The sequence below is a fragment of the Corallococcus sp. CA047B genome, assembly GCF_003612065.1.
Lineage (GTDB): Bacteria > Myxococcota > Myxococcia > Myxococcales > Myxococcaceae > Corallococcus > Corallococcus praedator.
On sequence record NZ_RAWD01000310.1, the window covers coordinates 1 to 11,157 of the forward strand.

The window sequence follows — 11,157 nt, forward strand, 5'->3', positions numbered from 1 at the left end:
GCTGTGGGGTGGGGCGCGGTCGGAGCGGGTGCAGGGGCCGGCGTGTCGCTCGGCGCTGCGGGGCGCGGAGTTCGAGGCCCGGGATGATCTGGCGGCGGCGCTGGGGCGGCTGCCGCCGCTGCGGCCCTGTGGACTGCGGGTGGTGGTGAGCGACTTCCTCTTCGAGACGGACCTGGAGGCGTTGTGCGCCCGGTTGTCGCGGGGGGCGTCAGCGCTGTTCCTGGTGCAGGTGCTGGACGCGGAGGACCTGGAGCCCACGGGGGGCGAGGGCGCGCGGCTGGTGGACGCGGAGAGTGGCGTTGCATTGGAGGAACTGCTCACCGACGGGGTGCTGGCCGCGTATGCCCGCCGCTTCGCCGAACACCAGCGAGCGTTGCGGAGTGCCGCGGCGCGGGCGCGGGGGACGCTGCTCACGGTGAGCACGGCGGACGGGCTGCGCGCCCAGGTGGCAGGGCCGCTGCGCGCGTTGTTCGTTGCGGGAGGCGGGGCGTGAGCTTCGGACTTCCGTGGGGCCTGCTGGCGCTGGGCGCGTTGGTTCCGCTGGTGGCGGCGTACTTCCTGCGCCGTCGGCAGAAGCCGGTCGTGGTGAGCGCGCTGTTCCTGTGGCGTACGCCACGTCCGCGCGCGGAGGGCGGACCCCGGTGGGAGCGCTTCACGCGCGAGGCGTCACTGCTGCTGGAGGTCCTCGCGGTCCTGGCCGCCGCGCTGTTCCTGGCGGACGTGCGTTGGGGGGAGACGGCCCGTCGCCGCCACCTGGTGCTGGTGGTGGACGGCAGCCTGTCCATGTCCGCGCGAGCATCGGATGGAAAGACCGTGCTGGAGCACGTGCGCACGGAAGCCGCGAAGCGCGTGGAGGCGGAAGGCGCCACGCACGTGACGGTGCTGGCGAGCGGTGTGTCGCCCCACGTGGTGGCCGGTCCGGAAGTCGAAGCGTCGCGAGCCCTGGGCGCGCTGGAGTCCTTCGCCTCGCGAGGGCCCGACCACGACGTCGTGCCCACGCTCCTGTGGGCACAGGAGCTGTCCGGGCCCGGCAAGCACGTGCACTTCTTCACCGATGCACCGCCGTCGCAAGACACCGTTGTTCCTCCCTCGGTGCGTTGGACGGCGCTGGGGCGTTCCCAGGGCAACGTGGCCCTGGTGTCCGCGCAGCGGCGCGATGAGGACGGCCGGGCCACGGTGACGCTGCGGGTGGCTCGCTTTGGAGCGGGGCCCTCGGAAGTGGAGGCGCGGGTGCGCGCGGCGCCAGGGCCGGGTGCGCGTGAAGGCACCGAACGCATTGAACGGATTGCCCTTCCGGAAGAGGGCGCCGCGACGGTGCGCCTCACCTTCCGCGAAGCCGGTGACGTGGAGGTGTCCCTGCCGGACGACGCGCTGCCCGAGGACGGACACGTGCGCCTGCCGCCTGCCCCCATGATGCCGGTATCGGTGGGCCTCACCGAAGGACTCTCACCCGCATCAAGGCAGGCCCTGGAGCGCTTCCTGGCGGTGTCTCCAGAGGTGGCGCATGGCACGCCTGTTCCCGGCGCGCCGGTGTTGTCGGTGGGACCTTCGAGCACGGAGGCGCGGGTGACGCTGGGCGCGGAAGGAACACTGCGCACCTTCGTGGGACCGTTCTTCACGGAGAAGGGCAGCACGTTGATGGACGACGTGCAGCTCGCTGGGGTGCGGTGGACGGCGGGCACGAATCCACCCGGCCGTCCGCTGGTGACGGCGGGTGAGGCGGTGCTGGTGTCGGAAGAGGAGGGCGGACGGCTGCACCTCAACGTGGACCTGGCGCGCTCCAACCTCCAGCGGACCACGGCGTGGCCAGTGCTGCTGGGCAACGTGGTGAGAACCGCACGCCGGCTGCGCGAGGGCTTTCCCCGGCACCAGCTCAATCTGGGCGAAGCGCTGCCCGTGGTGACGGAAGCCGGTGCGCGCTACGCGTTGGTCGGTCCGTCCGGACGCAAGCCGGTGTTTGGCGCGGGCGCCTTGAGCCTGTCCGCGCCCACGAGTCCCGGTCGCTACGCGCTGGAGCGGGACGGCACCGAAGTGGACTCGCTGGAGGTGCTGGCGCTGGATGCGCGCGAGTCGGACCTGCGCGGCCGGGGCAGTGTCGATGTGCCTGCGAAAGAAGCGGGTGAGGATGCGGCGGGAGGCGGTGCGCAGGAGCGCGCCCGCTGGCCGTTGGTGATTCTGCTGGCCGCGCTGCTGGCCGACTTCTACGTCACGAGGAAGGTATGACCGGCACCCTTCCACTGGAATGGCCGCGGATGCGGAGGACCGCATGAGCTTCACCCTTCCGCAGGCGTGGTTGCTGCTGTTGCCGCTGGGGCTCTTCCTGTGGCGCTACGGCCGGAGGCCCGGTCCGCCCATGGTGTTGCGGTGGGGGCTGCTGGTGCTCGGCGTGGGGGCTCTCGCTGGGCCCGAGTTGCGACTGGCCAACGCGGGCAGCGACGTGGCCGTGGTGGTGGACCGTTCGCGCTCCATGCCGCTGGACGTGGACCGGGTGGCGCAGGAGCTGGTGTCCCTGGTGGAGTCGCAGCGCCGGCCCGGCGACCGTGTCGGTGTCGTCACCTTCGGCCGCGAGGCCCGGGTGGAGTCCCCGCTGTCGGACGTGGGCCACTTCGGCGGCTTCACGCGGCCGGTGGATGCGGAAGCGTCGGACCTGTCCGCGGCCCTGGATGCGGCGGGCGCGCTGATTCCCCCCGAGCGCACGGGCCGGGTGCTGGTCGTCTCCGATGGTCGCGCCACGGGCGCGGATGCTCGGGGCGCGACCCGGCGTCTGGCGGCGCGAGGCATCGCGGTGGACTACCGGCAGGTGGCCCGCCCGGAGCCCGCGCTGGACGTGGCCGTCGTGTCGCTGGACGTGCCCGCTACCGTCTCCGTGCGCGAGCCCTTCCAGTTCTCCGCCGTGGTGCAGGCCACCTCCGCCATCACCGGCACCGTGCGGTTGGAGCGCGACGGACGCGTGCTGGTGAAGGGCCCCTTCGACTTCAAGCCCGGGCCGAACCTGCTGCCCCTGCGCGACCTGCTGGAGGCACCGGGACTCGTGCACTACCGGCTCACGGTGGAGACCGCGGGGGACGGCGTTCCGGAGAACGACGTGGGCGTGGGCGTGCTGCGCGTGGAAGGCCCGCCGCGCGTGCTGCTGCTCACCCAACAGCCCACGGGCACGCTGGCGAAGGCGCTGGCGGCGACGGGCATGCAGGTGGATGTCCGCGCGCCGTTCCACGTGTCGCTGGATGCGCTCGATGGCGTCGGCGTGGTGGTGCTGGAGAACGTGGACGCCAACGCGCTCGGTGAGACGGGGCTGAACGTGCTGGCGGACTACGTGGATCAGGCCGGAGGCGGCCTGGTGATGACGGGCGGACGCACGAGCTTCGGGGAGGGCGGCTACCGGAGGTCGCCCGTGGAGGCGCTGCTGCCCGTGTCGCTGGAGATGCGCGAGGAGCAGCGGCGCGCTTCGGTGGCGATGAGCGTGCTGATGGATTCGAGCTGCTCCATGGGCGTGCAGGTGCCGGACGGCCGCACAAAGATGGAGCTGGCCGCGGAGGGTGTCACGGCGGCGCTCACGCTCCTCAACGGGAACGATGAAGCCTCCATCCACATGGTGGATACGGAGCCCCACGAAATCTTCCCGCTGAGCCCCGTGAGCGAAGGCCTGCCCCTGAAGCAGGTGGCGAGCGGCTTCAGCGGCGGGGGCGGCATCTACGTGGGCGTAGCGCTGCGCGCGGCGCGCAAGGAGATCCTCCGCAGCGACAAGCCCACGCGGCACGTGGTGCTGTTCTCCGACGCGGCGGACTCCGAGGAGCCGGGCGACTACCAGGCGACCCTGGCCGCGCTGCGAGAGGCGAACGTGACGGTGTCCGTCATCGGTCTGGGCACCCCGGCGGATCCGGACGCGGAGCTGCTGCGCGAGGTGGCCCGGAGGGGCAACGGGCGCATCTACTTCGCCGAGGACGCGATGAGCCTGCCGCGCATCTTCAGCCAGGAGACGCTCGCGGTGGCGAGGGCCACCTTCGTGGATGAGCCCGCGTCGCTGGAGGCCGCGCCGGACCTGCCGCTGCTGGGGCCGCTGCCCACGCAGGGCCTGCCGCAGGTGGGCGGCTACAACCTCACGTACCTGAAGCCCCGGGCGAACGTGGCGCTGCGCACGCTGGACACCAACGCCGCGCCGGTGCTGGCGCTGTGGCCGCATGGCGCGGGGCGCGTGGTGGCCCTCACCGCGGAGGTGGACGGGAAGTACACGGGCGAGCTGCGCGAGTGGGGCGCGCTGCGGGCGACGCTGGAAGCGGTGGTGCGCTGGTCGATGGGGAGCGCCACGCCGAAGGAAGAGGCGGTGGTGCGCTCGGAGCGCCAGGGCAACCTGCTGCGCGTGACGTTGGACCTGCCGCCGGGCGAGCCGATGCCGGGAGCCCTGCCCACGGCGGTGCTGCTGTCGGGCGACGGGCGCGCTGGGGTGGAGAAGCCGCTGCACTGGGAGGACGAGGACCGGCTGGTGGCCGAGTACCCCCTGTCCGGCAGTGGCACCTGGCACCCGGTGGTGAAGTGGGGAGGCCGCGTGTTGAGGGCGCCGCCCGTGGCGCTGCCGTACGCGCCGGAGTTCGAACCGGGCAGCGCGAAGGAGGGCCTGAAGCTCCTGCGCGCGCTGGCGGTGGTGGGAGGTGGACAGGAGCGTCTGTCGATGACGGGCCTGTTCGCGGAAGCGCCGGAGTCCGAAGGACGCGTACCGTTGGCGCCGTGGCTGGTGGCGTTCGCGCTGGCGGTGCTGTTGTCGGAAGTGGCCGTGCGCCGCTTCCTCTCCGCGCCCCGGGTGCGAACGGCCCGAGCGCGGCCCGCGAAGGAGTCCAGCGCGCGCGGCCCCGTGGCGGCCCCGCGCACGGAGCCTTCCGCGACGACGGCGTCCGGGAAGAAGTCTCAAGCCCCGGAGGAATCACCTCCGCCGCCAGCACCCGAGCCTCCGAAGCCTCCTGCCGGCGTGGACTCCGCACTGGAGGCCGCGCGGGCACGGGCCCGCCGTCGGACGGGACGCTGAGCGGAAGGCAGTGTCCCTGAACCGCCTTGCTCCATCCGCCGGACACGGGGCCCGGGCTTGTCGTCCGGGCGGCGGTCGCCCCAAGGGGCCTCAGAATCCGAAGCCCATCATGGTGACGGGAACATGGGGCCCGCGTGACGACTACCGAGGCGCGAGGGAATGGCCCGTGGGGTCGAAGAGGCCCATCGCCCGCATCAGCGCCAGTCGCGAGAGTCGCACGTTGAGTGACTCGGCCACGGCCGAAAGCTGGGCGCTCGCGAGCGTCGCGTTGACGTCCGTCACCTGGAGATACGTCGTGACCCCGGCGTCGAAGTTCTGCTTCGCCAGCCTCGCGCTCTCCAGGGCAAGTTTCGCGCGCTCCTCGGCCGTCCCGAGGTTGACCTCCGCGCTCTCCAGCTCGCTGCGCGCCTTGCGCACATCATCGCGAATCTGCTCCTCGAGGCCGCGCAGATTGGCGTTCGCCTCGGCGATCTTCCCGGAGGACTCGCGCAGTTTGGCCTCGCGCAGCCCGCCGTCGAACAGGTTCCACGACAGGGCCAGCCCCACCGTCCAGGTGGAGGCCTGTCCGGTGAGCCCGGCGGTGTTCGTCGTGGAGGCGTTGCCGTTGGCGTACAGGTTGGGCAGGTACTCGAAGAGGACCTGCCGACGGCCGCCGCGTGCGACGTCCACGTTGAGCCGCGCGGCCGCTGCGTCCGGGCGCTGGTCGAGCGCGGTCTTCTCCGCGACCGCCGCGTCATCCGCCTCGGGAGGGACCGCGACCGCGTTGCCCTGGGGCGCCGCCACGTCGAAGTCCACCGGCCGCGCGAGCAGGGCGGCCAGGGCGCTCCTCGCGGTGGCGTAGGCATTGCGGCTGCGCACCACCTCCTGCTCCGCCTGCTTGCGGTCCAGCGTCGCCCGGAGGACGGCCAGCTTCTCCGCGTCGCCGGCCTCGAAGCGCGCCTGGGCGTCGCGCTCGAAGCCCTGGCGGACCTCCAGCAATTGCTCCTGCACCGCCATGGCCTCCCGCAGGCTCGCGGCGCCGAGGTAGGCCTGCGCCACCGCGAACAGGATTTCCCGGCGCGTGTTCTCCGCGGTCAGCGCCGCGGTCTTCTCCCCCAGGTAAGCCGTCTGGATGGCGGGCCACAGCGTGGGTACGAGCAGCGCCTGCCGCGCGGAGAGCTGTCCGGAGAGCTGATCCCGTTTCTGCAGGGTGATGGGGTCGGGGGCACCGGGGAGCGCGAACGTCAGCTCGCTCGGATTCCGGGTGTATGCGCCGCTCGCGGTGACGGTGGGGAGGTAGCCCGACCAGGCCTTGTTGCCCAGCTCCCGGGACTGCTGAAGCCGGGCGCGCGCGGCGTCCAGGCTGGGGCTCTGCTTCTCCGCGAGGGCGATGGCCTCCTCCAGGGTGAGCAGCGGGAACGCAGCCACCGAAGTCCCGGTGCTGGAGGACGGCACCGGCAGGTCGGAGACACCGGGAGCCGCGTTCCTCACGGGCGTGTCGGTGGCGGCGGGAGTGCCGGTGACGCTGGGGGCCTGCGACAGCAGGACGCTGGAGAGAAGAGCACGGATGAACATGGTGGCGACCGGAGTGGAAACGGTGGGGAGGAAGAGGACACACGGAGGGCATGACGGGCCCCGAAGGGACCGCGGCGATGACCTCCGTGATGGGTCGGGAGCGGGTTGCCGTCAGCGCGGCGAGGGCGCCTGCTTCGTCGTCATCAAGGCCCCTCTTCCACGAGGCGGGGGTTCACCACGCCAGAGGCCACCGGGACGTCCACCTCCTCATGCGCGTCGCCCTTGCGGCGGCTGAAGCGCGCGGAGAGCCCGTCCAGCAGCGAGTAGACGACGGGCACCACCACCAGCGTCAGCACGGTGGAGGTGATGAGGCCACCGATGATGACGAGCGCCATGGGCACGCGCGTCTCCGCGCCATCCCCCTTGGCGAGCGCCACCGGAATCATGCCGGCCACCATGGCGATGGTCGTCATGAGGATGGGGCGCAGGCGCACCGGCGCGGCCTCCAGCAGCGCGTCCCGTGCACTCCTGCCGGCATCCCGCAGCTGCTGGGTGAAATCGACGAGCAGGATGCCGTTCTTCACCACCAGGCCCATCAGCATGATGACGCCGATGAGGGCAATCATCGACAGGGCGTTGCCCGACAGCAGCAGCGCACCGATGGCACCGATGAGCGCGAAGGGCAGCGACAGCATGATGGTGAAGGGGTGGATGTAGCTGCCGAACTGCGCCGCGAGGATCATGTAGAGCAGCAGGATGCCCAGCCCCAGCGCGGTGCCGAAGGCGACGGCCGTCTTGCCCATCTCCTTCGCGTTGCCGGCGAAGCTGCCCACCACGCCCTTGGGCAGGTCCTGCTGGGCCTGCGCCGTGAGGAAGCTCATGCCTTCGCCCAACGTGTAGCCGGGCGCCAGATTGGCGAGCAGGGTGATCTGCCGCTTCTGGTTCTGACGGTCGATCTGCACCGGGCCCTCGGAGGGGGTGATGTTCGCCACGTTGCGCAGCTCCACCAACTGGCCGCCCGTGGTGCGCACGGTGAGCTGCCCCAGCGCCGTCTCGGAGGCGAGCGTGGCGTCGGGCAGGCGCAGCTTCACGTCGTAGGTCTCGCCGCCCTCGCGGTAGGTCATAAACTCGTCGCGGCCCAGGTAGGAGCGCAGGGCCATGCCCACCTGCGCGGCCGGCACGCCCAGCTTCGCTGCGCGCTCGCGGTCGATGCGCACGTCGTACTGCGGCTTGCCGCTGCGGAACGTCGTGTCGATGTCGGTGAAGCCCGGGTTGGACTTCATCACGGCGAGCATCTTCTCGTTGGCGGCGACGACCTGGGACCAGTCCGTGCCGCGCAGCACGTACTGCACCTGCTGGGTACGTCCGCCACCGCCGACACCGGAGGCGTCCTGCACGGAGAGCATCACGCCGGGACTCTGGGGCAACGCGCTCCGCAGGCGCACCTTGAAGGCCTCCTGGTCGAAGGGGCGCTCCTTGCGCGGCACCAGGTTCACCAGCACCTCGCCCTTGTGCACCTCCTCCAGCGTGCCGCCGCCCGCCGTGATGAAGGTCTCCTTCACGCCCTCCAGGGTGCGCACCTGCGTGGCCACGCTGGCCAGCTCGCGCTCGGTGTCATCCAGGGTGGAGCCCACCGGCAGCTCCAGCGTCACGCGCACCGCGCCGTTGTCGGAAGGGGGGATGAAGGTGAACTTGAGGAAGCGGGCCATGCCCAGCGTCAGCACCAGCACGCCCACGGCCACCGCCACGGCCAGGCCCCGCCGGTTGAGCACGCCCCCGAGGATGCGGCGGTAGCCGTTCTCCATGCCCACGAGCACGCGCTCGATGGCGGCGCTCACGCGGTTCTTCGGGCTGCCATGGCCGTGAGCCTTCAGCAGGCGGCTGGAGAGCATGGGCGTGAGCGTCATGGACACCGCGTAGGAGATGAGCACCGCCACGGCCACCGTGACGCCGAACTGGTAGAAGAACTGGCCAATCGTCCCCTCCATGAAGGCCACGGGGATGAACACGGCCACGATGGCGAGCGTCACCGCGAGCACCGCGATGACAATCTGCCGCGTGCCCTCCAGCGCCGCCTGCATGGGCGTCTTTCCCTCCTCCAGGTGGCGGACGATGTTCTCGATGACCACGATGGCGTCGTCGATGAGCAGGCCGATGGAGAGCGTCAGCGCCAGCATGGTGATGATGTTGAAGGTGAAGCCCAGCAGCGCCATCACCGCGAAGGTGCCGATGACGCTCACCGGCAGCGCGATGGCGGCGACGAACGTGGAGCGCAGGTCGCGCAGGAACAGGAGCACGATGACGACGGAGAGCACGCCGCCGATGAGCATGTCCTCCTGCACGGCGTGGATGGAGGCGCGGATGGTCGTGGAGTTGTCGCTGATGGTGCTGACCGTCACGCCCTCGGGCAGCTCCGCGTTGAGCTCCGCGAGGGACTCCTTCACGTTCTCGGCGACCTGCACCGTGTTGGCGCCCGACTGCTTGCGCACGACGAGCGCGATGGCGGCGCCCGTGTCCGAGCGGGCCACGCCGCGAGCCTCCTGCGCGCCGTCCACCACCGCCGCCACGTCCCGCACGCGCACCGTCGTGCCGTTGGGGCTGGCGACGATGATGTCGCCAATCTCCCCCACGCTGCGCGCCTCGGCCGTCAGGCGCACGATGCGCTCACGGCCACCCTGCGTGGCGCGACCGCCCGGCAGGTCCACGCTCTGCGACTGGAGCGCCTGGCTCACGTCGCCAATGGCCAGGCCGTAGCCGCGCAGCCGCTGCGGATCCACCACCAGCTGGATCTCCCGCTTGCGGCCACCCACCACGCTGATGCTGCCCACGCCCGGCTGGCTCTGGAGGGACGGCTTCACCACGTCCTCGGCCACGCGCGTCAGTTCGTCCACGGGCAGGGCGCCCGACAGGGACAGCGTGAGGATGGGCGCCGCGCCGATGTCGAACTTCTCCACGACGGGCGTCTCGATGTCATCCGGCAGTGAGCGCAGCGTCGCCTGCACGCGGTCGCGCACGTCCTGGGCCGCCACGTTCACGTCGGTGCCCAGCTTGAAGCTGATGGTCACCTGACTGACGTTCTCCAGGTTGATGGAGTTGAGCTCATCCACGCCGCTGACGGTGTTGAGCGCCTCCTCCAGCGGGTCGGTGACGTTCTTCTCGATGGACTCGGGGTCCGCGCCCGGCAGCAGCGTGGTGACGGTGACGACCGGGATATCGACGTTGGGGTACTGGTCCACGCCGATGCGCGGGTAGGCGAAGAGGCCGAAGACGACGACCGCCGCCATCAGCATGACGGTGAAGACGGAGTGTTTGATGAAGGTCTGGAGCATGGCTGGCGTGCGTCGGGAAAGGGGAGGGAAGGAAGGGGGGCCGGGCTACTGGACGACCTGGAGCGAGGTGCCGTCCTGGAGCGGCAGGCTGGCGTCCGCCACGACGCGCTCCGCGGGGCCCAGCCCGTGCACCACGCGCACGAAGCCGGGCAGCACGCGCTCCACCTTGACGTCACGGCGCTGCGCCTTGCCGTCCTGCACCACCCAGACGAAGCCCTGCTGGCCGCGCGCGTTGACGGCCTGCGTGGGCAGGAAGAGGCCCGCATGTTCCGGCGCGCCGTCGGTGGCCGCCGCGTTGGAGAAGTCCAGCTCCACGAGGGCGCCCGCGCGCAGCCGCGCTCCGTCCTCCTTCGCCGGCAGCACGTCCGCGAGCACCTCCACGGTGCGCGTCTGCTCGTCGATGGTGGCGCCCAGGCTCCGCACCCGTGCCTCGAAGGGCGCGCCGGAGGGGTTGAGCGTGCCCTTGATGACGGTGCCCACCTTCACGCGGTCCACGAAGGACTCGGGCACCGGCGCGCGCACCTCCAGGGCCTGCGTGTTGACGAGCACGAAGACGGCCGTGCCCGCGGACACGTAGTCGCCCTCGTTGAGTTTGCGCACGGTGATGACCCCATCGAAGGGGGCCGTGAGGGTGGCGTCGCGCAGCACCTCCTGCGCGCTGTCGAGGATCGCGGCCGCCTGCTGGGCCTGGGCCTGGGCCTGGCGGTAGCCCACCTCCGCCTTGTCGAGCGAGGCGCGCGGGAGGCTGCCCGACTGCGCGAGGACCCGGGCCCGCTCCACTTCCGACGTCGCGCCATCCAGCGCCGCGTCGGCCGACGCCTTGGAGGCCTTCGCCTGGTTGGCGGCGATGCGCGCGTTGCTGGTGTCCAGCTGCGCCAGCGCCTGGCCGCGCTTCACCGTGTCGCCCACGTTCACGTTGACGCGCGTGAGGGTGCCGGACGCCTGCGCGCTCAGCGTCGCCACCTGCTTGGAGCGCACGCTGCCGGTGGCCTGCAGGACGCTCGCCTCCAGTTGCGTGGCCGGCGTGACGGCCCGCACGCCCACCGGCTTCTGGACGACCTGCGCGGCGGAGGCCTTTGGGACGACGGCCTTGTCACCGCCGCCGCACCCCGTCGCCACCACCGCCACCACCGCCACCGCGACCGCTGCTGCCTTCAAGAACACCTTCATGGCTTCGTTCCTCGTTGTGGGGCCGGGGGCTGCATGGGAATCCGGCACTGAGTGACTGAATTGGTATTATGGTCAGTCCCGGACATGCGAATACGCTCATCCCCGGGGGCGGGGTGGAGCCCGCCTTGGGTGATTCAGCTCGTGGGG

5 protein-coding genes and 1 pseudogene are annotated in these 11,157 nt (G+C 71.4%); 3 read left to right on the forward strand and 3 right to left on the reverse strand.

The window, feature by feature from the left end:
* The 3 genes and pseudogenes from D7X74_RS33420 to D7X74_RS33430 form a co-directional block, all read left to right on the forward strand.
* Positions 1 to 493 (forward strand): annotated as a pseudogene (locus tag D7X74_RS33420) (DUF58 domain-containing protein); the annotation flags it as partial.
* A complete protein-coding gene (locus D7X74_RS33425) occupies positions 490 to 2,223 on the forward strand; it encodes a BatA and WFA domain-containing protein (RefSeq protein WP_120537060.1) in 1,734 nt (577 codons plus the stop codon). The pseudogene D7X74_RS33420 and the gene D7X74_RS33425, both read left to right, overlap by 4 nt.
* Before the next feature lie 43 nt (positions 2,224 to 2,266).
* On the forward strand, positions 2,267 to 5,017 hold the full coding sequence (locus D7X74_RS33430; RefSeq protein ID WP_120537063.1) for a VWA domain-containing protein: 2,751 nt from the start codon (positions 2,267 to 2,269) through the stop codon (positions 5,015 to 5,017).
* Between the two features lie 141 nt (positions 5,018 to 5,158).
* On the opposite strand, the gene D7X74_RS33435 is transcribed toward D7X74_RS33430, so the two are convergent.
* The 3 genes from D7X74_RS33435 to D7X74_RS33445 form a co-directional block, all read right to left on the reverse strand.
* Positions 5,159 to 6,571, reverse strand: coding sequence for a TolC family protein (locus tag D7X74_RS33435; protein ID WP_120537061.1), 1,413 nt, complete (start codon positions 6,569 to 6,571; stop codon positions 5,159 to 5,161).
* Between the two features lie 143 nt (positions 6,572 to 6,714).
* A complete protein-coding gene (locus tag D7X74_RS33440; RefSeq protein WP_233602368.1) occupies positions 6,715 to 9,840 on the reverse strand; it encodes an efflux RND transporter permease subunit in 3,126 nt (1,041 codons plus the stop codon).
* 45 nt (positions 9,841 to 9,885) lie between these two features.
* The gene (locus D7X74_RS33445) at positions 9,886 to 11,010 is read right to left on the reverse strand and encodes an efflux RND transporter periplasmic adaptor subunit (protein WP_120537062.1); all 1,125 of its coding nucleotides are present in this window, start codon (positions 11,008 to 11,010) and stop codon (positions 9,886 to 9,888) included.
* Between the last annotated feature and the right edge of the window lie 147 nt (positions 11,011 to 11,157).